General features: G+C 61.1%; 15 protein-coding genes and 1 tRNA gene. 11 read left to right on the forward strand and 5 right to left on the reverse strand.

The window, feature by feature from the left end:
• Nucleotides 1–143: 143 nt before the first annotated feature.
• Complete coding sequence (locus DDIC_RS05405; RefSeq protein ID WP_136399494.1) at nucleotides 144–1721, reverse strand: dephospho-CoA kinase; 1578 nt, start codon at nucleotides 1719–1721, stop codon at nucleotides 144–146.
• Nucleotides 1718–3094 carry an NlpC/P60 family N-terminal domain-containing protein gene (locus DDIC_RS05410; RefSeq protein WP_136399495.1) on the reverse strand — a complete coding sequence of 459 codons (1377 nt, stop codon included), beginning with the start codon at nucleotides 3092–3094 and terminating at the stop codon, nucleotides 1718–1720. Before DDIC_RS05410 ends, DDIC_RS05405 begins: the two co-directional genes overlap by 4 nt.
• A gap of 151 nt (nucleotides 3095–3245) precedes the next feature.
• Here DDIC_RS05410 and DDIC_RS05415 point away from each other — a divergent pair.
• Nucleotides 3246–3321, forward strand: a tRNA-Glu gene (locus DDIC_RS05415).
• Between the two features lie 901 nt (nucleotides 3322–4222).
• Here the strand turns inward: DDIC_RS05415 and DDIC_RS05420 are convergent.
• The 3 genes from DDIC_RS05420 to lysA all read right to left on the reverse strand — a co-directional run bounded on the left by DDIC_RS05420 (nucleotide 4223) and on the right by lysA (nucleotide 7888).
• Entirely contained in the window at nucleotides 4223–5116 is an 894-nt protein-coding gene (locus tag DDIC_RS05420) for a DUF2156 domain-containing protein (protein WP_136399496.1), read from the reverse strand.
• A gap of 89 nt (nucleotides 5117–5205) precedes the next feature.
• Nucleotides 5206–6618, reverse strand: a complete 1413-nt coding sequence (locus DDIC_RS05425; protein ID WP_247647564.1) for an MATE family efflux transporter — start codon at nucleotides 6616–6618, stop codon at nucleotides 5206–5208.
• A gap of 1 nt (nucleotide 6619) precedes the next feature.
• Entirely contained in the window at nucleotides 6620–7888 is a 1269-nt protein-coding gene (gene lysA, locus DDIC_RS05430; RefSeq protein WP_136399497.1) for a diaminopimelate decarboxylase, read from the reverse strand.
• Between the two features lie 411 nt (nucleotides 7889–8299).
• Here lysA and DDIC_RS05435 point away from each other — a divergent pair, with 411 nt between their 5' ends.
• The 10 genes from DDIC_RS05435 to feoB all read left to right on the forward strand — a co-directional run bounded on the left by DDIC_RS05435 (nucleotide 8300) and on the right by feoB (nucleotide 21749).
• Nucleotides 8300–8722, forward strand: coding sequence for an FKBP-type peptidyl-prolyl cis-trans isomerase (locus DDIC_RS05435; protein WP_136399498.1), 423 nt, complete (start codon nucleotides 8300–8302; stop codon nucleotides 8720–8722).
• A 450-nt stretch (nucleotides 8723–9172) separates the two neighbouring features.
• Nucleotides 9173–11365, forward strand: a complete 2193-nt coding sequence (locus DDIC_RS05440; protein WP_136399499.1) for a glutamine synthetase III — start codon at nucleotides 9173–9175, stop codon at nucleotides 11363–11365.
• A gap of 359 nt (nucleotides 11366–11724) precedes the next feature.
• Nucleotides 11725–13182 carry an anthranilate synthase component I family protein gene (locus tag DDIC_RS05445; protein WP_136399500.1) on the forward strand — a complete coding sequence of 486 codons (1458 nt, stop codon included), beginning with the start codon at nucleotides 11725–11727 and terminating at the stop codon, nucleotides 13180–13182.
• Nucleotides 13163–14755, forward strand: a complete 1593-nt coding sequence (gene trpD / locus DDIC_RS05450) for an anthranilate phosphoribosyltransferase (protein WP_136399501.1) — start codon at nucleotides 13163–13165, stop codon at nucleotides 14753–14755. Before DDIC_RS05445 ends, trpD begins: the two co-directional genes overlap by 20 nt.
• Nucleotides 14745–15578 carry an indole-3-glycerol phosphate synthase TrpC gene (locus tag DDIC_RS05455; protein ID WP_136399502.1) on the forward strand — a complete coding sequence of 278 codons (834 nt, stop codon included), beginning with the start codon at nucleotides 14745–14747 and terminating at the stop codon, nucleotides 15576–15578. The genes trpD and DDIC_RS05455 overlap by 11 nt, the downstream gene beginning before the upstream one ends.
• On the forward strand, nucleotides 15572–16204 hold the full coding sequence (locus DDIC_RS05460) for a phosphoribosylanthranilate isomerase (RefSeq protein ID WP_136399503.1): 633 nt from the start codon (nucleotides 15572–15574) through the stop codon (nucleotides 16202–16204). Before DDIC_RS05455 ends, DDIC_RS05460 begins: the two co-directional genes overlap by 7 nt.
• Nucleotides 16201–17394, forward strand: coding sequence for a tryptophan synthase subunit beta (gene trpB / locus DDIC_RS05465; RefSeq protein WP_136399504.1), 1194 nt, complete (start codon nucleotides 16201–16203; stop codon nucleotides 17392–17394). The genes DDIC_RS05460 and trpB overlap by 4 nt, the downstream gene beginning before the upstream one ends.
• Before the next feature lie 2 nt (nucleotides 17395–17396).
• Nucleotides 17397–18164, forward strand: coding sequence for a tryptophan synthase subunit alpha (gene trpA, locus DDIC_RS05470; RefSeq protein ID WP_136399505.1), 768 nt, complete (start codon nucleotides 17397–17399; stop codon nucleotides 18162–18164).
• A gap of 470 nt (nucleotides 18165–18634) precedes the next feature.
• Complete coding sequence (locus DDIC_RS05475) at nucleotides 18635–18910, forward strand: DUF2325 domain-containing protein (RefSeq protein WP_136399506.1); 276 nt, start codon at nucleotides 18635–18637, stop codon at nucleotides 18908–18910.
• A 607-nt stretch (nucleotides 18911–19517) separates the two neighbouring features.
• The gene (gene feoB / locus DDIC_RS05480; RefSeq protein WP_136399507.1) at nucleotides 19518–21749 is read left to right on the forward strand and encodes a ferrous iron transport protein B; all 2232 of its coding nucleotides are present in this window, start codon (nucleotides 19518–19520) and stop codon (nucleotides 21747–21749) included.
• Nucleotides 21750–21797: the final 48 nt, after the last annotated feature.

A 21797-nucleotide genomic window follows, 5' to 3' on the forward strand; every position in this document is an offset into this window, starting at 1 on the left:
TTTGCTCTGAAAATTTAAAGATTGCCTATACGCGAATAGAGCGAATAGTGTCAAGAAATGACAAATAAGATGAAAAGTTCATGAAACTTCAGCGGATAAGTGATTTCTGATTGCCTTTTTTTTCTGATTAAAGTTGCCTTTATTTATTGCCACAGACGGACAAGATGTTTAGCAAGGGCCTGTTCATCCTTTTGATCTTTTGCGCGCATTTTTTCAAGAAATTCTTGCGCGCGTTCGCATAATATCTCCGCAGATCCATCGTTTTGCACCACCGTGTCACATGCGGCCATTTTGCGTTCCTGCGGCCATTGCCAGCCTTCAATAGCCTCAATTTTGTCCTGCGGCCAGCCCCGGTTGGCCTCTATGCGTTGCGCGCGCACGGGCAGGGGGCAACAAATGCCAACCACGTGCGGCTCGGGCGTAAAGCTGTGCTGCCAGCTGGTTTCAAAATAGAGAGGTACTTCAGCAGCCGCCAGAGGAGCCCCCAGCGACTCTTGCTGCGCCCAGAAGGCCTCAAGCTCGTTGCGCGCCAGCGTATGCACGAGCTTCTCCACCTCGCGGCGCAGCTCGCGATTGTCGCGCATGGCCTCCAGCAGGGCAGCCTTGTCCACCGAGCCGTCAGGGCCGAGCAGCGGGGTGTCGCCAGCCATACGGCCAATCCATTTGGCCGCTTCGCCTTTGGGACCGTACAGTTGCGCAACCGCCGCGTCAGCGCTGAAAACAGGCACGCCCAACCTTGCCAGGCATTGGGTAAAGGCGGATTTGCCGCTGCCGGGGTTGCCCGTAACAATGACGCGCCGCATGCGGCGGCAGCCCTGCAGCGCGGACAGCAGCATGTCGTCCGGCGGCGGGCAGGCAAAACTCATGGGCGCGCCGGTGGCAGGGTGGGTAAAGCTGATGCGCCATGCGTGCAGCATCTGCCGTGGGGCAAGGGCCTGAACCTGTTTGGGGGCGTACAGCCTGTCGCCAAGCAGGGGATGCCCAAGATGGGCCAAGTGCACGCGTATCTGGTGCGTGCGCCCCGTATGTATGCGCACCGCCAGCAGCGAAAACCGCCGGTCAGGCGCTGTCCACAGGGTTTTCCATTCGGTATGCGCGGGGCGGCCTCCCCGCGATTCCGGCACCACGGCCATCTTGATTTTTGCTGTGGGGTGGCGGCCTATGGGCTCGAGGCACTGACCCTGCGGCGATGGCACGCCGCTGACCAGCGCAAGGTATTCCTTGTGCACCTCGCGCCGGGCAAAAGCTTCGCTGAGCAAAAGGCGGTCCTGCTCCGTCAGGGCCACAAGCAGGATGCCGCTTGTGGCCTTGTCCAGCCGGTGCACAATGCCGGGGCGCTGGCCTTCTATCCGGCCAAGCTGCGGAAACCGCCCCAACAGCCGCTGCACCAGCGTCTGCTCCGGGCATGAGGGGCAGGGGTGCACCGTAAGCCCCGCAGGTTTGTTGCAGACCACCATGTGCTCGTCCTGCCATAAAAGTTCGAGATGCCCCTCCTCCGCCTGCAGGGTTGTGGAGGTCTCCGGCAGACTGAGCACAATAGTCTGCCCGGCGCGTATTTTTGCGTCGGCGCGGGTTTCGGGCAGGCCGTCTATCTGGCAACGCCCGGCCTGAACAGCCTTTTGCAGCGCTGCCCGCGAAAGCTCCGGCGCTGCCTGGCGCAGCACGCGGTCAAGGCGCTGGCCCGCATCGTCTGCGGTAGTTGCAAGGCGCAGTTCTGTCACTGAAGCGTGTCCGCCGGGGTGCTCAACGTACGCAGCCTGTCTGCAAATGTCGTTGTGCGGTAAAGGTTTTTGAGCTCCGCGCCGGGAGTGATGGAGGTAACCACGGCCCTGCCGATGACAAAGCGGCCATCAGTGTCGCTGCCTTCAACCGTGCGCACGCCCCACACATTGTGGAAGATGGCTGGCCGGCCGTTGTACTTGCCCACATACAGCATGATATGCCCGCGCATGCCCACCAGACTCAAAAACGGCACGCCGTTGCGCAAAATCACGTCTTCCTTTGCTTCTGTGGGCAGGCCTTCAAGCATGTTGACCGCGCCTGTGCGTGCCTGCGCCACTGAGTTGCGCGGCAACCATATGCCAAAGGGGGTAAGCAGCTCGCGCGTGAGGGCAGAGCAGTCGCGGTCGCCAAACATGCCGCCCCAGCCGTAGGGCTGGCCAATCATCACATTGCCCACCTTGGCCACGTTGCCGGGGGTCATGCGCATGGGCCAGGGCGCCGCGTCGGCGGAGGAAAGCGATACCTGAGCCAGCTCGGCCATGCCGTCCACGCCCTTGACCGGGGTCATTATTTCTATGCTCATCTGGCCGGAGCCCTCAGCCATGGACGCGCCGTTGCGCATGGGCAGCAGTGCGCCGATATTGGCGGTAACCGGACCGTTGGGCGTAACCATGGTTACCCGGTCGCGCACAAGCGCCGCAAAGGCGTTGTTGCGGTACATATGCCTGAACTCCGCGCTGACGGGGGCCAGGTCTTCGTCCGCAACCCAGCCGCCAGCCACGGGGCATTCCACATAATGCCAGCGTCCGTCGCGGGTAGTGTGCGCAATAAGTACGGGCGTGCCCACGGGCAGCAGTGAATACTGAAAGTAATCAAACGGGTTGGACTTGGGGTTGGGCGTAGGCTCTGAAAAACGCGGCTCGTTTGTGGGCAGCTCGCGCAGGTTGGCGTTGCGCACGGTTATGGCGGGCTGACTGAGCGAGGGGTATGCGCCCAGAGCCGCATTGGCGCTCATGTAGTCCCATTCCGCCTGGGTCCAGCGGGTGTCGCCGTTTTTATAGCCGCGCGCCTTGTTAAACAACACGGACACATCGCGTTTGTGGATGGACGTTCTGGTCATCTCCCAGGGGCCAAAGACAATGCGCAAAAATCTGGCAGCCTGGTTTGCCTGCTCGGCAGTTGAAATGAGCTGTTTGTTTTCGCCTGCGGCCTTGGCGTATTCATCCAGGTTCTGGGGGTAGCGCCGGAGGTCTTCAAGTGTGCCCATCCATGTGGGCATGTTGCCGTCCCGGGTGGGAATTACCTTCCCGCCGCACGCGGTCAAAAGGGCAAAACAGGCAATCAGCAGGGGAAGGTGAAGACGAGATTTCATGAGGGCTGCTCCTTCCTTCAGGCAAATTTGCGCCGCCTCCGGCGGCTGGACTATGTCTAGCACCTGGGCGCATGTTCGGCAACGGCTCTTTTAATGGCCGTGCATGAAATACTTGACAAACAGGCCAGTGCACCGTATTTAACTCGACGTTGTCACCATCGTCTATCCGGTTAGGACGGCGGCCTCTCAAGCCGCTAAGACGGGTTCAAATCCCGTTGGTGACGCCACAATGAAAACAAGGACTTGCGAAATTCGCAAGTCCTTTTTTCATTATACAGCCGCGCCGCCTCTGAAGCAGCACGGAATGCATTCGCAACCTTTTGGGGATCTGGAAGCCGCATTGCTGAACATCCGCGTGCCCCTGCAACCATTCATTTTGCCGTCGGCGCGGCGGCTGCAGCACGGCACGCAGGTGTTTTGCCGTTGGGCAGTTGTGCGGACAGGGGTTGCTTTGGGGCAATAACGTATGGGGTGACGGCAGCGCATGCTCGCTGGCGGTCAAACCTGCATTGGCAATGGACGCGCAAGGTCGCGTCGGTCGGGCAGGCCGGTAAAGATCAATAAATATCTGGGCAGGCAACCGGCGGGAGAAAGTGAAAATATTTTTGCCCTTCTGCTGCGCAGGAGAGAGGGAGGGACTTTTGCGGTCTGCTGTCTGTGTGCTTGGTTTTACAGATAAAAAAGATTATGAGCCTGTGGCGCGCCAAGGTTGGGTTGGGGCTGTTTGATTTTTCAACTTGGTATCTCATGTTGACAAGAATACCAGATATGGCATGATCCTTTCACCTCAACTGTTTTATTTTTTGTGAAACCCCGGCTTTTGTCGGGGTTTCGCGTTTTGCCCGGCCTGCCCGGTCTGTTTTGCCCCGCCCCCACTGCGCCGTGCCGTTTGCCTGATTGCTGCTGCGCGTTTTTCCGGCGTGCAGCCATCTGTTAATTCAGCCAGTTTCGCAGCGCGGCGCAGGTTAATCGCGCGTTTGCAAAAATCCGCGCCGCAGCCGCTTTGTGGCGGCCGTTGCGCGGAGTCCCTGCTGTTCAGCCCTCTGGGGTTGATGGCGGCAGACCGCAGCCGTGCAAAAGGGCAGAGCGTGTCGGCCCCGCAATTTTGCACGGCTGCGGCGGATAGTATCAGTTTTTGCGGATGCGCACCTTGTACTTGCGCAAAAAGTCGGCGGGCAGGTAGGTCATCTTGGCCTGGCGTAGGCCTTCTTCGTCCAGATCCTGCGCCCGGTTGATGTAGGTAAAGCCCGCACCCGCGTTGCGCGAAAACAGGCAGTTGATGGTCTGGTACACGCCCTTGAAGCCGTTGAGGCCTTTTTCGTAGTGCACGCCAAGGTTTTCGCCATCCAGGTTTTCACCCACGCTGAAGGCCACCATCTTGCCGTCCACATACAGCGAGCCGCCCGTAAGCCCGGTAAAGCAGTTCCAGTGGCTGAGCACGCGGTTGATGGCCTCGTTTTCGGCCCTGAGCGAGGGGGATTCTTCGCATTCGTGCCACTGACACCAGTCGTCCTGCACAGCCAGCACGTCTTCCACCATGGCGTCGTCGAGCTGGTGGTAGTCCGGCTCGCCGTAGGTTTTTATGTAGCTGTTGAGGTGGTTGCGCTTTTTGTGAAAGCGGTTGCCCGGCAGCTCGGCCAGTTCATCCTGTTTGTACAGGTATTCCCACTGGCCCCGGTCTTCTTCGACATCCACGAGATGCCCAAGGTCGCGCTGCCAGATTTGCAGCAGCTTTTCTGGCACGCGGGTGATGTTGTGCGCCTCGGGGTTAAAGCCGCAGGGCAGCAGGTCTTTCCACGAAACGGCGTTCCAGTCGCCCACGGGGGCCCAGCATACCTGGTAGGGGCGCGTCTGGCGGATCCAGCACAGATTATCGTCAAAGCACCACTCAAGGCCGTAATAATCCTGCCATCCCCAGAGGTTGGCCAGGGTGTAGTCCAGTGAACGCTGGGGCGTGCGCGCCCACAGCTCATAATATTGCTGGCGTCCGTCCAGACTGACAGGCGTAAAATTTTTGCTCACAGTTCTCTCCTTGCGTCCCGGCGTACAAATGCACAAAGCATGCGGGTCACATGCCACGATGGTCGCTGTTGCGGCCGCTCAGGCGGTATTTATGGGGTTTGCGGCTGGCGGCAGCGGCTCATGGCAAAGCGCGTCCAGTCGCGGAACAGCACCACATAGAGCATGATGCAGGTTTGCAGAATCTGGGAGACGAGCATGGCCAGAAACACCCCCGAGGCGGTGCCCCAGAGTATGTGGCCAAGCAGCCAGCCCAGGGGCAGACGCACCACCCAGAAACTGCCGCCAAAAATCATGAGGTTGTACTTGGTGGCCCCGGCTCCGGTCATTATGCCGCCCATTACGGTGCTGGCGATGGAAAATGGCGTGGAGAGGAGGTTGTAGGTAAGGTAACTGACAATCTGGGCCTGAGTGCCCGGTTCCTGTGAAAGCAGATGCGCGATCTCCTGCCTGAACGGCCAGAGCAGGGCGGCCATAAAGCTCATGGTCACGGCCGCAAGGCTTACCATGTTGAGGGACACGCGGCGGGCCTCGTCGGGCTTGCCCGCGCCCAGACTGTTGCCCACCAGCACGGCCACGCTCATATTAAAGGCCATGCCCGGCAAAAACAACAGGGCTTCGACCCGCAGGCCCGCATTGAGCCCGGCCAGAGCGTTGACGCTGTCGGCGGGCAGCGAGGCCACCAGCACAAACAGGGTCATGTAGCCAGACTGCCACACGATCTGCGCCGCGCCCGCTGGCAGGGCAACCTTGAGCAGGTAGGGCAGACCGGACTTGAGCCAGCGTAGCGAAGGCAGTGACTTGCGGCCAAGATAGCCGGAACGCGCAAGCAGGATGCAGTTGCATATAGCGCCAAGATACTGCGCGCCCACGTTGGCCCAGATCAGGCCCATGTAGCCCATGTTGGGCATGCCAAACCAGCCGAGCCCGAGACCAAGACAGGCCATCAGGTTGCACAGGCACACGCCCGCAGCCACCCACAGGGGCGGCAGCACCTGACGTGTGGCGCGAAACATGACGCCCGTAGAGGCGTACAGATACTGGGCGGGCAGGCCCAGCATGCTGACGGCCCACATGTCCCTGGTTTGCGGCATGATGCTGTCGGGCACCATGAGCATGCGTAATATGCCGTTGCTGAAAAAAGCGGCTGCCAGGGCCACCACAAAACCCAGGCCCAGGCAGCCGATAACCGTTGTACCAATGTAGCGCTGGGCCCGCATGACCTTGAGCGCGCCAAGCGACTGGCTGACGGCAGCCGTAGCGCCGCTCGAAACGGCCATGGCCACCACCATCAGCAGGATGCCGCACTGGTTTACCATGCCGAGCGCCGCCTGGACGTCTGCGCTAATTCGTCCCGCTACCCATACGGCCACAAAGCCCATGAAAAACATAAGGTACATCATGAGCATCTGGGGCCAGGTAAGCCGCCAGATAGCGCGCGTGGAGGTGCTCAGGTCGGGCGCTGGCCGGGCCTGTTGCACGGGGGGTCCGCTGTATTGTGTCACATTAATCCATCAGGCAGCTCGCAAGATCCTCAAGGGTTTCGCGGCGGCGGATAAGTTTGGCAGTGCCGTCGCTTTGGATGAGAACTTCAGCAGGGCGACGACGCTGATTGTAGTTGGAACCCATGGTAAATCCATAAGCTCCGGCGTCAAGTACCCCGAGCACATCTCCTTCGCAAATAACTGGCAGATCGCGCTCTTTGGCAAGGATGTCGCCGCTTTCGCAAATATTGCCCACGATGGTCTGCACCATGTTTTTGCGGGCGGCCTTGTCCGCGCCGTAAATTTCCACATCGTGAAACGAGTCGTACATGGCCGGGCGCACAAGCACGTTGAAGCCCAGGTTGGTGCCCACATAGCGCCTGTCGCCGTTGTTTTTGACGGCGTACACAGAGCCCAGCAGCACGCAGCATTCAGCGGCCACATAGCGTCCCGGCTCCACAAGGAAGCGGCCCTTGTAGCCCGACTTTTCGGACCAGCCGCTGATGAGCGCGGTCAGGCGGCTGCCCAGATCGGCCATGTTCAGGCGGGCCTGACCCTCGTACTTGTGGTAGGGGATGCCAAAGCCGCCGCCAAAGTCGATGACTTCAAGCTTGGCCAGCATGCTGGCGGGCAGGCGGTCGGCAAGGTGCAGCAGCACTTCGGCGGCGTCGAGGTATCCGCCGGGCTCCATAAAGAGCGAGCCGATGTGCTGGTTGATGCCCGCAAGGGTGAGGTCGTGCTTTTCAAGCAGGGCAAACACGTCGTCCAGTTTGTCGGGGGTGACGCCAAACTTGGTTTCCTTGCCAGCCGTCACGACCTTGGCATGGTGGCCCGCGCCGATGCCGGGGTTAAAGCGCACCATGACCTTGCCGCCGTGGTTGATGCGGCCAAGGGTGTCGAGCTGCGAAAGGGAATCGACGCTCACAAGCAGGCCGCGCGAAACCGCGTTTTGCAGCTCGGCCTCGGAGTTGTTGTTGGAGATGTACAGTATCTCCGCCGGGGTAAAGCCAGACAGCTCGTCCATGTACAGCTCGCCGGGGCTCATGGCGTCCACCACCAGCCCCTCCTGGCGCACGATGCGCAGCAGGGCGGGGGTTGCATTGGCTTTGACGGAGTAGTTTACGCCGAACCCCGGGTGTTTTGAAAGACCCATAAGATCGCGGCAATGCTGCCGCAGCACGTTTTCGTTGTAGACGTAGAGGGGCGTGCCGTAGGTTTCAGCCAGCTCGCGGGGGGTGTGGCGGCCGTAAAAATTGCATTCGTCGGTGTACGTGGAGCGGATGTCGGACATAAATACCTCTGAGATGATACCTCTGAAAGATTGCATAAGCCGCCCTGACCAGAGCGGAGGCTTCCCGTTGAGAGCAATTGTTGATTATCCGTACGGTTTCGCGCTCTGTCAAGTGCGCTGACAGGTATTGCAGCCGCTTGCGCAGCGGCCGACAGCGTAAAAGCAGGCGGTGCAAAACATGCGGGCACAGGTCGGCAACGGTGCAGGCCCAATGCCCGCAAACCCGCGCAAATGCGGGACGAGGGGCACGTTGCCCAAGGTGCAACATTGACATAACCCCCCTGTCATGTTTTGCTTATATTTTACTGGGCGTTGTTCTTTTCGCGCGCGGGCCTGGCCTGCGCAGCGCCTGCCGCCAGTGTGGCCAGGAGTAGCCGCTGACCGCCCATACACACTGCATATGGAGTAGTTATGCCTATCAAAAAAGGCGATACGGTGCGTGCGCACTACACGGGCACCCTTGACGACGGCACGGTGTTCGACTCTTCGCGTGAGCGCGAACCCCTTGAATTTGTGCTGGGCAAGGGCATGTTGATTCCGGGTTTTGAGAGCGCCGTAGAGGGCCGCGAAGCGGGCGAAACCGTTACCGTGACCATTGCGCCTGACGATGCCTACGGCGATGCCGATCCCGAACTCGTGTTCACCGTTCCCCGCGCCCAGGTGCCCGACCATATTCCCCTCAACGTCGGCGTGCCGTTGCAGCTCTCCAACGAGCAGGGCCAGATGGACGTGACCATCACCGAAGTGGGTGCGGACGAGATCACCCTTGACGCCAACCACCCCCTGGCGGGCAAAACGTTGACGTTTGAAATTGAAATCGTGAGCGTTGGCTAGAAGCTGCCGACGTTGAGAGAGTATTTCTCAAGGTGCATCAGCCCTTGCCGCGACGCCTGACAGCCTCGCGGCGGGCATGCGTTAACGCAGCGCGAGCAGTTTTGCCTGAAATTGCACGACCTGCGGTTTTGCTTGCAGCTGTTGAAGAGGTGCGCCTGGCACAACCGCCTGCTGCCGTTTACGGGCAGCGGGCGCGGCGCACCTTTTTAACGGTATCGTTTAGGCTGTACTGGTCTGAGCTGTTGTCGCGCAGGCCTGGATGACATGGTTTTGGAGCGGGCGCTGCCCAAGCGTCCTGCGTGCTTTTGCGGCGGCTCCCCTTGTCCGCGTGCTTCAGGGCGGCACGGGCGCGGGCGTTACAGCGGCTGCTGCAAAGGCGCATGTCCAACCGCCGCAATCGGGATTATCGCACCCACAACACAGCGCACGCCCTGAGCGCGAGGTTCGTCCATGAGCAGTAAATCCGCCAGACAGAGCGCCATTGAGGCCATCACCACCTACAAACCCGAAGCGGCCCCCCTCAACTTCGTGGATACCAAACCCACAGATATTTTCGGGTGCAACGTGTTTAATGACCGCGTCATGCGCGAGCGCCTGCCCAAGAGCGTGTACAAGGAGCTGCGCAAGACCATTGAGTTTGGCGAACGCATGGACCCCGCCATCGCCGACACCGTTGCCGCAGTGATGAAAGACTGGGCCATCGAAAGAGGGGCAACCCATTTTACCCACATTTTTTATCCCCTCACCGGGCAGACCGCCGAAAAGCACGACAGCTTTCTGATGCCTGACGGCTCCGGCGGCGTTATTGCCGAATTTTCCGGCTCCATGCTTATTCGCGGCGAGCCCGACGCCTCGTCCTTCCCCTCCGGCGGCCTGCGCTCCACCTTTGAGGCGCGCGGCTACACCGCGTGGGACGTGACCAGCCCCGCCTATATCATGGAGAACCGCAACGGCACATTTTTGTGCATTCCCACCATGTTTCTGTCATGGACGGGCGTTGCCCTGGACAAAAAAACCCCCATGCTGCGTTCGGGTCAGGCCCTCAACCGTGAAGCGCACCGCGTGCTGGCCCTGTTTGGCGAAGACACGCCCCTGCCCATTGTTTCGTACGCCGGGCTTGAGCAGGAATACTTTTGCATCGACCACAACTTCAATTTTGCGCGTCCCGACATCCAGATCGCCGGGCGCTCCCTGTTTGGCGCGCGTCCTGCCAAGGGGCAGGAATTCAGCGACCAGTATTTTGGCGTGATTCCGCAGCGCGTGCTTTCGTACATGATGGAAGTGGAGCGCGAACTCTACAAGCTGGGCGTGCCCGTGCGCACCCGTCACAACGAGGTCGCCCCCAGCCAGTACGAAATTGCCCCCCTCTTTGAGGTGAGCAACCTGGCCGTGGACCACAACCACATCACCATGTCCATGCTGCGCAACGTGGCCAAGCGCTACGGCCTCAAGTGCCTGCTGCACGAAAAGCCCTTTGCCGGGGTAAACGGTTCGGGCAAGCACCTGAACTACTCCATCGGCAATGCGGAGCTGGGCACCCTGTTTGATCCCGGCGAAACCCCGCACGCCAACGCCAAGTTTCTGGTGTTCTGCGCGGCCATGATCCGCGCCGTGCACAAGTTTGGCGGCCTGTTGCGCTCCACCGTGGCCAGCGCTGGCAACGACCACCGCCTGGGCGCCAACGAGGCCCCGCCGGCCATTATGTCCATCTTTTTGGGCGACCAGCTGACGGAAGTGTTTGAAGCCTTCCGCGCCGGGCGTGTTGAAAACGCCTCTGGAGGCCGCAAGGGCCGCGCCCTCAACCTGGGCGTGGATACGCTGCCCCCGCTGCCCGCCGATCCGGGCGACCGCAACCGCACAAGCCCGGTGGCCTTTACGGGCAACCGGTTTGAGTTCCGCGCGCTTGGCTCCAGCCAGTCCGCCGCCGGTTCCATTACCGCGCTCAACACCATGATGGCCGACTCGCTTGGCTTTGCCGCCGACTGGCTTGAAAAGGAACTGGCCCAGGGCAAGACCTTCAATCAGGCGCTGGAATCCTTTATCAGCCACGTCATCGACGAGCACAGCGCCGTTATCTTTAACGGCGACGGCTACTCTGAAGTGTGGCACAAAGAGGCCGAGCGCCGTGGCCTGCCCAACCTGCGCACCACCCCCGAGGCCCTTGCCGAGCTTACCAGGCCCGAGGTCATCAACCTCTACGAAAAGGCTGGCGTGCTCAACCGCTCAGAGCTCAAGGCGCGGCAGGAAATCTATCTTGAGCAGTACTGCAAAACCGTGCGCACCGAGGCCAATCTGGTTATCCGCATTGCGCATACCATCATTTACCCCGCGGGCATGCGCTATCAGGGCGAGCTGGCTGCCACGGCGGCCAACATGCGGGCCATCGGCAAGGACCCCAAAACCGTGACGCTGGCCGAGATCACCGCAAGCCTGCGGCTTATACAGGACGCCAGCGCCCAGCTTGAAGACGCGCTGACCAAGGCCGACAGCCTGGGCTACGGCTTTGAGGCCGCCCACAGCTACCGTGAGCATGTGCTGCCCCGCATGCTTGAGGTGCGCCGCTACGCCGACCTGCTTGAGGTGCGCGTGGCAGACGATTTGTGGACGCTGCCCAATTATCAGGAAATTCTGTTCGGCAAATAGTTGAGAGCGGGCGTGTGGAGAGGGCAAAGGCCCGGTTGGGGGAGTATGCCCCTCTCCACATGCCCGCAACAGCCCGCAGGCCGCGCGGCCTGCAAAAAACCATTTGGAACTGTTGACAGCCCGCCAGCGGGCGCGTAATGTGTCTTTAAACATAAGGAACAAGGCATCTGCATGAACGTTTTCTCCAACACCATTTCTAACAGCTTCAAAGGCTGGTGGTGGCGCATCCAACTGCGTGGGGGAGACGTGCGGGCTTAATAGTTCCGGTACGTTGGCATTGTCGTAAGCAGGCGCCGTCTCCCCAGGGAGGCGGCGCTTTTTGTTTTTTCTGGTACAAAACAACCCAAAGGATGCGGCAGATGAATACGAATGGGGATGCGCAGCACATGCTGACGCTGCAACAGTCCGCCCGCTGGTTGCCGGCGGATATGGATACGCCCATCAGCCTGTTCATGGGCATGGTCGGCGCTGGTAACGGCATTTTGCTTGAAAGCGCCGAGGTGGACGGCCGTTGGGGCCGGTACAGCATCCTGGCCTGCGATGCGGCCATGTTCATCAGCTGCCGCGAGGGCAAACTGGCGCTCGACGTGCGCGACAGCAGGCTTGACGCGCTGCGCCGGTTTGAGGGCGACCCCTTTGTGGACGGCCTGCGGGCGCTCATGGCGGCGCTTTGCATCGCGGCTCCGGCAAACATCAGCAACCTGCCGCCCATTACCCGCGCCCTGTACGGCTACCTTGGGTTTGGCATGGCCGGTCTGTTCAACCCCAAGCTGGCGAGCGTCATGCCGCAGAGCGAGGCCGACTGCCTGCTCATGCTGCCCTCCACCGTGCTGGTGTTTGACCACCTGTACAACCGTCTGTGTCAGGTGAGCCTGGGCGAGCACCGCTCGCTGCAAAGCTCGCGCGAGTCGCTGGAGGCCCGCGCCACCGGTCAGGCCGGAGCCGTGCGCATCGACCCAGACAATGTTTGCGCCGAGCCGGGCGAGCAGGGCTACAAGGACTATGTGCGCCGCATCAAGGAGATGCTGCGGCAGGGCGAGGCCATTCAGGTTGTCCCGTCCGTGCGGTTTTCCACGCCCTTTGAGGGCAACCCCTTTGAGCTGTACCGCCGCATGCGCCGGTTCAACGCATCGCCCTACATGTTTTACATGCGCTTTCCCGAGCTGACGCTCTTTGGCTCGTCGCCCGAGGTCATGGTGCGCTGCACGGCTGGGCATCTGCAGCTTTCGCCCATAGCGGGCACGCGCAAACGCGGGGCCGACGACCTTGAAGACGCCCGCCTGGCCGCCGAGCTGCGCGACGACCCCAAGGAGCGCGCCGAGCATGTGATGCTGGTCGACCTTGGCCGCAACGACCTTGGCCGCGTGGCCCAGCCCGGTTCGGTGAATCTTGAGCGTTATATGGAAGTTGAGCGCTACTCGCACGTCATGCACCTCACGAGCCGCGTCAGCGCCCGGCTTGAAGAAGGCAAAGACGCCCTGGACGTGCTGGCGGCCACCTTTCCTGCGGGCACGGTATCCGGCGCGCCCAAGGTGCGGGCCATGGAAATCATCCGTGAGCTTGAGGGCCGCGCGCGCGGCCCCTACGCGGGCTGCATAGGCTGGCTGGGTCTGGACAAGGACAGCGTCAACCTTGATACGGGCATCACCATCCGCAGCATGTGGATGCGTGACGGCAAGCTCTTCTGGCAGGCGGGCGGAGGCATCGTGCATGACTCCGATCCCGATCTGGAATGGAAGGAAGTGTGCAACAAATCAGCCATCATGCGCCTTGCCCTGCGTGCGGAGGACGAAGAATATGTTTCTGCTCATCGATAATTACGATTCCTTTACCTACAATCTTGTGCAGGCTTTTTACGCCCTTGGTCACAAGCCTGTGGTGCTGCGCAACGACGACCCCGCCGTGCTTGACATGGCGGTGAACCCCGAGCTTTCCATGGTCTGCATTTCGCCAGGGCCGGGGCATCCTGCCGATGCGGGGCTGTGCCCCGAGTTTCTCAAACGGCTCAACCCGCGCGTACCCGTGCTGGGCGTATGCCTTGGGCACCAGCTGCTGGGCCTGCACGCCGGAGCCAAGGTTGAGGTGGGGCCCTGCATCATGCATGGCAAGCAGTCAGAGATCGTGCACGACGGTACGGGCATGTTCCTGGGCCTGCCCAACCCCATGCGCGTGGGGCGCTACCACTCCCTCGTGGTGCGCGCGGATGAAGACGCCGAAAACCCACGCTTTACGGTCACGGCCCGTGCGCCCGAGGGCGAGGTCATGGCCCTGCGCTACAACGACCGCCCGTGGGTTGGCGTGCAGTTTCACCCCGAATCGGTGCTGACCCCCGACGGTCTGCGCCTCTTGGGCAACTTTCCGCAGAGCATCATGGGCACCGGCGCTGAAACCTCCGATTTTTCGGGCATCCTGGAGCGTCTGGCCCGCAGGGAAGACCTTACGGCAGAGATGGCGGCGGCGGGCTTTGCCGCACTCATGGACGGCAAGATGACCCCGGCCCAGGCGGGCGGCTTTCTCATGGGGTTGCGCATGAAGGGCGAGAGCGCCCTTGAGCTGGCCCACGCAACCCGCGCTGCTCTGGCCCGGGCCGTGCGGGTGGACGGCATTTCGGGAACAACCATTGACGTGGTGGGCACCGGCGGCGACGGGCGTCACTCCTTCAACTGTTCCACTGCCTCGTCCCTCACGCTGGCAGGCATGGGCTACAGGGTGGTCAAGCACGGCAACCGCGCGGTGTCGTCCAAGTGCGGCAGCGCCGACGCCCTGGAGGCCCTTGGCATCACGCTGGAAAAAGACCCGGCCTCCGTGGCCGAGATGGTCAAAAAACGCAACTTTGCCTTTATTTTTGCTCCGTACTTCCATCCCTCCTTTGCCAACATCGGCCCGGTGCGCAAGGAGATGGGCGTGCGTACCCTGTTCAATATCCTTGGCCCCATGATCAACCCCGCGCGGCCCAGCCACCTGCTCATGGGCGTGGCAAGGCCCGAGCTGGTCGATCTGGTGGCCGAGACCTTGTTGCAGTCGCCCCTGCAGCGGGCCGCCGTGGTCTGTGGTTCGGGCAACTACGACGAGGTGACGCCCATCGGGCCCGCCAAGATGGCCCTGCTGCAAAACGGCAAGGTAACCTCCATGATGCTTGACCCGCAGGAATTCGGCATCGCCTCCTGCTCTGTGGACGACCTGGCCGTGAGCGGCAAGGAACAGGCCGTGGCCGTGCTCAACGACATTCTCAACGGGCAGGGGCCGCGCGCCATGATGGACATGGTGGTGCTCAACGTGGGCCTCGCCATCTATCTGCTGGAAGAAAAAATGGACATGGCCCTTTGCATGGCCCGGGCGCGCGAGGCCGTGAACGCCGGTGCGGGCAGGAAGGTGCTCAATGCTGCTTGAGCGTTTTCGCAAGGCTAAACAGGCCGAAGTAGAGGCGCTGCAAGCCCTGCAGGCTCTGGGCAAGCTGCCGCCGGTGCATGAAGGCCCGCGGCCAGACTTTGCGGCGGCGCTAGCCCGCCGCGCCCCCGGCAGCCCGCTGGCCGTGGTGGCCGAGTACAAGCGCGCCTCGCCCTCGCGCGGCGTGATCTGCGAGAGCCTTGAGGTGGAGGACGTAGCCCGGCAGTACGCCGCCGCAGGCGCCAGCGCCATATCCGTGCTGACCGAAGAGGCCTTTTTTCGCGGACGGCTCGAGTATCTGGCCCGCGCAGCTGATCCGGCGCTCTACAACGGGCCCCGCGTGCCCCTGCTGCGCAAGGACTTTATTTTTGACCCCCTGCAGGTGCGGGCTACGGCAGCGACGCCCGCCTCGGCCCTGCTGCTCATCGTGCGGCTGACGCCTGATGCCGCGACCCTGCGCGCCCTGCGCGAGCAGGCCGAAAGTTACGGCATTCAGGCAGTGGTTGAGATATTTGATGCCGAAGATCTGCGCCTTGCCCGCCAGAGCGGGGCGCGCATCATACAGGTAAACGCCCGCGATCTGGAAAGTCTGGCGGTGGACAGGGATGCCTGTCTGCAACTGGTGCGGGCCTGCCCGCCCGCCAATGGCGAGCAGTGGATTGCGGCCAGCGGCATGAGCAGCCCGCCGCACCTCAAGGCCGCCGCCGAGGCGGGTTACCATGCGGCCCTGGTGGGCAGCGCCCTGATGGAAAACGGCCATCCGGGCCAGGCGCTGGCCGAACTGCTGGGCGTAACGGCCCAAAACGGTGGAGAACGCACATGTTGATCAAGTTTTGCGGCCTTACACGGCAGGAAGATGTGGATCAGGCGACCCGGCTGGGCGCTGCCATGTGCGGTTTTATCTTTCATGCACGCAGCCCGCGCGGCATCAGCCCGGCGCAGGCCGCCGGCATGGACAGCGGCTCGCTGCAGCGGGTGGGCGTATTTGTCAATCAGGGCGCGGACGAAATAAGGCGCATCATGGACGAAGCCCGGCTTGATTTTGCCCAGCTGCACGGCCACCAGAGCGTGGCATGCGCCCAGGCTGTGGGCGCGGAGCGCGTCATACGGGTGCTCTGGCCCGACCGTTACACGCATCGGGCTTTGCTGTATAATGATTTGCAGCGCAATGCCGAAGCCTGCGCGTATTTTTTGCTGGATGCAGGCCTTAAAGGCGGCGGCAGCGGGCACAGGCTTGACTGGTCCGATCTGGGCAGCCTGCTTCCGCCGCAGCCCTGGCTGCTTGCCGGGGGCCTGAGCGCCATCAACGTGGGCAAGGCCCTGGGCATGTGCTCACCTGCAGGGGTGGATTTCAATTCCGGCGTAGAAGACGCGCCGGGGCGAAAAAACAGGGAAAAAATGGCGGCCGCCTTTATGGCCGCAAACTCCAAAGGCAATGGGTATTCGCTATGAAAGACAGTTATTTTGGTGAGTTCGGCGGCTGCTTTGTGCCCGAACTGCTTATGCCGCCCCTTTTGGAAGTGGAAGCGGCCATGCGCGACATTTACCCCACCGAAAAGTTTCAGGCCGAGCTTAAGGACCTGCTGTTCAATTACGCCGGGCGCGAGACGCCCCTGACCTATTGCCCCACGCTTTCGCGCGAGCTGGGCTTTGACCTGTGGCTCAAGCGCGAGGACCTGCTGCACACGGGCGCGCACAAGGTCAACAATACCCTTGGGCAGGCCCTGCTTGCCAAGTACATGGGCAAGACCGCACTGGTGGCGGAGACGGGCGCTGGCCAGCACGGCGTGGCCACGGCTGCCGCCGCCGCGCGGCTGGGCATGGAGTGCACCATCTACATGGGCGCGGAAGACGTGGAGCGGCAGGCCCCCAACGTCATGCGCATGAAGCTGCTTGGCGCGACAGTGCATGCGGTCGAAAGCGGCACCCGCACCCTCAAGGACGCCATCAACGAGGCTCTGCGCGCCTGGATCGGCAGCCAGAAGACAACCCACTACTGCTTTGGCACCGCAGCCGGTCCGCACCCCTTCCCCACGCTGGTGCGGATGCTGCAAAGCGTCATAGGGCGCGAAACCCGCGCCCAGATGCTTGAAAAAACCGGGCGGTTGCCCGACGCCGTGGTGGCCTGCGTGGGCGGGGGCTCCAACGCCATCGGCATGTTCCACCCCTTTGTGGACGACGCCAGCGTGCGCCTTATCGGTGTGGAAGCCGCAGGCACGGGCGAGACCGGCTGCTTCAATTCCGCCCCGCTGAACCTCGGCACGCCCGGCGTGCTGCACGGTGCATACAGCATGCTGCTGCAGAACGAAGACGGCCAGGTCGAGCCCTCGCATTCCATCTCCGCCGGGCTGGATTATCCCGGCGTGGGGCCGGAGCATTCGTGGCTGCAAAAGACCGGGCGCGTCCACTACGGCATGGTCAAGGACGCCAACGCGCTCCACGCCTTCCAGCGTTTGTGCCGTGCCGAGGGCATCCTGCCCGCGCTTGAGTCCTCGCACGCGCTTGCCTGGGTGCTGGATCACCCGCACGAGTTCAAGGCGGGCGACCAGGTGGTGGTAAACCTGTCTGGTCGCGGCGACAAGGATCTGGGCATTGTCAACAAGGCGCTGGGCTTTGCGGCGCAGGGTCAGGAAGAGGTGTAGCCATGAATTTTCTTGAACAAAAAATACGCGATGCCAAGGCCGCCGGACGCCCGGCGCTTATTCCCTTTTTGACGGCGGGCTTTCCCGATCAGACCACCTTTTGGCCCACGCTGATGGAGCTGGACGAAAGCGGGGCCGACATCATTGAAATCGGCGTGCCGTTTTCCGACCCGGTTGCCGACGGCCCGGTGGTGGAAGAAGCCTCGCGTCGCGCCCTGAGCGACGGCGTGAGCCTGCGGGGTATTCTTGAGGAACTCATTGAGCGCAAGGGGCTCGTTCAGGCCGGGGTGGTGCTTATGGGCTACCTTAACCCCTTTTTGCAGTACGGGTACGAAAAACTGGCCCGCGACGCTGCGCGCGGCGGCGTGCACGGCTTTATTGTGCCCGACCTGCCCTATGAAGAGGCTGGCCCGTTGCGCGAAGCCCTGAAAAAAGAGGGCATTGCCCTGATCCCCCTGGTGGGCCCCAACACCAGCGCGGAGCGCATGGCGCTGTACGACAGCGTGGGCGAGGGCTACGTGTACGTGGTGTCGGTCATGGGCATCACCGGCGAGCGCAATGATATTGCCCCTCAGGTGGCCGTGACCATGCGGCGGGCGCGGTCTGCATTCAAACTGCCGCTGGCACTTGGCTTCGGCCTGCGCGAGCCCTCGCAGCTTGAGGCTCTTTCGCCCGACGCGCAGCCCGACGCCGTGGTCTTTGGCAGCGCTCTGCTCAAGCATATTGATGCGGGCAACAGCGCTGCCGAGTTTATGGCCCGCTGGAAGTAACACCGGCCAGAAACGTCTGCCAGCGTGATTTTTGCGGAGAGAGGCCCTTTGCTGCCCCTGTATATGTTTTTTTTGCCGTGCGGCGGCTGGAAAAACACACAGCAGGGCAAAGGGGCCTCTACCCCGCGCCGCCGCTGGATTTTTTGCTTGCGGTTCAGGCTCCAGCGTGAACTTTCTGACCTGGAGAGGGGGCGCGGCGGGGTGCATGCCCATGTTGCCTGAAATATATCCGACGACGTTTTTTGCGAATAGTATTTAACAAAAACAGCTAATTATCTGTGCTGCTGGCCACATGGCCGAGGGCGTTTTTCCGTACAGCGGGGAGACGTCCTTTTTTTATTATTTAGAATGAAATTTATTTTCAAAAATATTGCCGGATATGCTTGACTTTGAAATTCGTTTTCAATTAAAAAGGAGTCACGGAGCAACCCCAACCTGCAAAAGCCCAGAGCGGCAATACGGAGACTGATATGTGCGTCACCCTCATAGGCGGCATGGACCGACTGAAAAAAGAGTACATGGCAGCGGCGGAACAAGACGGGCATTCCCTGAAGTTCATCACCCGTAACGAGCCGAACTTTGTGAACAAAATCGGCAACCCCGACGCCATGATAGTGTTCACCAACAAAATTTCGCACGAGGCCAAGCGAAAGGCCGTTCAGGTGGCGAGGTCGCGCAACATTCCCCTGCAGATGGTGCATTCGTGCGGCGTGTCCTCCTTGCGGGAATGCCTCAAGGGAGCCTAGGCTGCTGAAGGAGCGTATTTTCATGCAAAACTGCCTCCCCGGCAACACATCGGGAGGTCGTTGACAGGTTCAGCGGCCTCCCGCAATCGCGTGGGGCGGGCGGCGAACGGGTGGCGGCTGGCGCTCCGTCAACGCCAGCGGGGTGTTGCGTGCGGCCCGAAAAAAGACATACTGCTGGCGGATTGTTACAAATTGCATGAAATTATTATCCGCGGCTTGACATTTGGGAGGCAGGTGGCTAAATCAATCTGGACTTTGGAATTGAATTTCAATTTTTTGATCAGGGTGCGACCAAGCCAGACAAATGGCAGAGAATGACGGCAGGGTTTGGGCGCAGGCCAAGCAAGACATGATGCGGAGAGGTTAGGGCATTTCAATTTTGAAATGCCGCGGCGGATGCCTGAGCAGACGCCCGACGTGCAGGCGTAGGCGCAAGTTGTTTGCGGTGTTAAGAACCATAGCGTGCGTGTCTTAAACTTTGCGAATGTATGTTCTCAAAGTTAATCTGTTTCAGGAAGGCTGGTATGAGCGAAGTTTTGTTCACGGTAATGGCTGCAATGCCGCAGGCGCGGCTTCAGTCTGTCCATAGCATGGGGGAGGTGCGCGCATGAGCGCAGTTCGGCAGTTCAATAATTCCGATGATGCCAATTTTACTGCAGACGGCAGGCTGCGGATAGCTCTTGCGGGCAATCCCAACTGTGGCAAGACCACGGTTTTTAACGGCTACACCGGCGCGCGCCAGCATGTGGGCAACTACCCCGGCGTTACCGTCGACCGCAAGGAAGGCAACATTGCCGTTGAAGGTACGCCGGTTACCCTGGTGGATCTGCCCGGCACGTACTCGCTGACGGCGTACTCGATGGAAGAGCTGGTGTCCCGGCGCGAGCTGGCGGCTGGAAATGTGCAGGCCGTTATCGACGTTGTGGACGCCTCGGCCCTTGAGCGCAACATGCTGCTTACGGTGCAGATACTTGAGATGGGCGCTCCCGTTGTTTTGTGCTGCAACATGATGGACGAAGCCCGCGCCGCAGGTATTCATATTGATATGGAGCGCCTCAGCTCGCTGATGGGCATCCCCGTGTTGCCCATGGTGGCCCGTACGGGCGAGGGGCTGACGGAGGCCATGGCAGCTGCCGTCAAACTGGCCAGAGAGGGCAAGCGTAACGCCCTGCGCATCTCGTACGGCAGCGATATCGACCCAGTGCTGCTGGATATGGAAAAGCGCATTGAAGACGGCGGCTTGCTGGCCAGCAAGTATATGCCTCACTGGGTAGCCCTTAAAATGCTTGAGGGCGACAGCGAAATATTGAGCGAAGTTCGCGCCGCCAACGCCGTGCTGGCCGAAGAGCTGGACGGTCTGCGCAAAAAGGCCGTCAGCCATGTGCGCAGCACGCTCAATACCAACCTCGAATCCATTATCACCGACTACCGGTACGGATTTATCCGCAGCCTGCTGCGCGACGGCATAATCCGTCAGGACGCGGGCAAGGACCGTCTGGCCCTTTCGGACAAGCTGGACAAGGTGCTCACCAACGCGCTGCTTGGACCGCTGATCATGGTCGGCGTGCTGTACCTGATGTTTCAGGTAACCTTTACCCTGGGCGCATACCCGCAGGGCTGGGTTGAAGACGGCTTTAAGCTGCTTGGCTCGCTGTTTACAACCCTGCTGCCCGAAGGGCTCGCGCAGTCACTTATCGTTGACGGCATCATCGCGGGCGTGGGCAGCGTGGTTAGCTTTGTGCCGCTGATCCTCATCATGTTTGCGCTCATCTCCTTTATGGAAGACAGCGGCTACATGGCCCGCGTGGCCTACATGATGGATCGTGTTTTCCGCTTTTTTGGCCTGCACGGCGCATCTGTCATGCCGTACATTATCGCTGGCGGTATTGCAGGCGGTTGCGCCATCCCCGGCGTCATGGCCACCCGTACCTTGCGCAGCCCCAAGGAAAAACTGGCAACCCTGCTTACGCTGCCCTATATGACCTGCGGCGCAAAACTGCCCGTGTTTCTGTTGCTGGCCGGGGCCTTTTTTCCCGACAATGCCCCCACGGTCATGTTCGTCATGATGATTACAGGCTGGGTCATGGCTCTGCTGGTGGCACGTCTGCTGCGCTCGTCCATCGTCAAGGGCGAATCCACCCCCTTTGTCATGGAGCTGCCCCCGTACCGCATGCCCACACTCATGAGCCTGCTGCTGCACTGCTGGGAACGCGCCTGGATGTATCTTAAAAAGGCCGGTACGGTGCTTGTGGCCATCTCTGTGCTCATCTGGGCTGCCATGACCTTTCCCGGTCTGCCCGAAGACAAGTCGGCCCCTTACGACACCCAGATCACCCAGCTGGAAGAAAAGCTGGCCGCCTTTGCAGAGGGCGACAAAGCCCGCGCCCCTATTGAAGAAGAACTGGGCAACGTGCGCAACGAGCTTAAAGAAGAACAGTTGGCGTATTCCGTGGCTGGCCGTCTTGGCAAGGCTGTGGAACCAGCCACCAGGCCCATGGGTTTTGACTGGCGTACCGACATAGCCCTGATCGCCGGTGTGGCTGCCAAGGAGGCCGTTGTGGCCACCATGGGCACGGCCTACGCCATGGGCGACCAGGACCCCGAAGACGCCGCCCCCCTGGCCGACCGCCTCAAGGCTGAAGAGGGCTGGTCAAAGGCTACCGCGCTCGCGCTCATGCTCTTTGTGCTGCTGTATTCGCCCTGCTTCGTGGCCCTTGTGGTCATACGGCAGGAGGCTGGCAGCTGGGGCTGGGTGGCCTTCAGCATACTGTTCAACACCGGGTTGGCCTATGCCGTGGCTACGGCTGCCTACCAGCTCGGACGTGTCGCCTGGGGGTAGCCTGACTTCGGTTTACTGATTGGATTTCCCCCTTTTTATCTCCTGTGC

It is taken from the genome of Desulfovibrio desulfuricans (assembly GCF_004801255.1).
Classification (GTDB): Bacteria; Desulfobacterota; Desulfovibrionia; order Desulfovibrionales; family Desulfovibrionaceae; genus Desulfovibrio; species Desulfovibrio desulfuricans_C.

What these genes read in the sequence shown, in the direction of transcription:
- DDIC_RS05410 (WP_136399495.1), bottom strand. Translation starts at nt 3,094, where the DNA reads ATGAAATCTCGTCTTCACCTTCCCCTGCTGATTGCCTGTTTTGCCCTT.
- lysA (WP_136399497.1), bottom strand. Translation starts at nt 7,888, where the DNA reads ATGTCCGACATCCGCTCCACGTACACCGACGAATGCAATTTTTACGGC.
- DDIC_RS05435 (WP_136399498.1), top strand. Translation starts at nt 8,300, where the DNA reads ATGCCTATCAAAAAAGGCGATACGGTGCGTGCGCACTACACGGGCACC.
- DDIC_RS05440 (WP_136399499.1), top strand. Translation starts at nt 9,173, where the DNA reads ATGAGCAGTAAATCCGCCAGACAGAGCGCCATTGAGGCCATCACCACC.
- DDIC_RS05445 (WP_136399500.1), top strand. Translation starts at nt 11,725, where the DNA reads ATGAATACGAATGGGGATGCGCAGCACATGCTGACGCTGCAACAGTCC.
- trpD (WP_136399501.1), top strand. Translation starts at nt 13,163, where the DNA reads ATGTTTCTGCTCATCGATAATTACGATTCCTTTACCTACAATCTTGTG.
- DDIC_RS05455 (WP_136399502.1), top strand. Translation starts at nt 14,745, where the DNA reads ATGCTGCTTGAGCGTTTTCGCAAGGCTAAACAGGCCGAAGTAGAGGCG.
- DDIC_RS05460 (WP_136399503.1), top strand. Translation starts at nt 15,572, where the DNA reads ATGTTGATCAAGTTTTGCGGCCTTACACGGCAGGAAGATGTGGATCAG.
- trpB (WP_136399504.1), top strand. Translation starts at nt 16,201, where the DNA reads ATGAAAGACAGTTATTTTGGTGAGTTCGGCGGCTGCTTTGTGCCCGAA.
- trpA (WP_136399505.1), top strand. Translation starts at nt 17,397, where the DNA reads ATGAATTTTCTTGAACAAAAAATACGCGATGCCAAGGCCGCCGGACGC.
- DDIC_RS05475 (WP_136399506.1), top strand. Translation starts at nt 18,635, where the DNA reads ATGTGCGTCACCCTCATAGGCGGCATGGACCGACTGAAAAAAGAGTAC.
- feoB (WP_136399507.1), top strand. Translation starts at nt 19,518, where the DNA reads ATGAGCGCAGTTCGGCAGTTCAATAATTCCGATGATGCCAATTTTACT.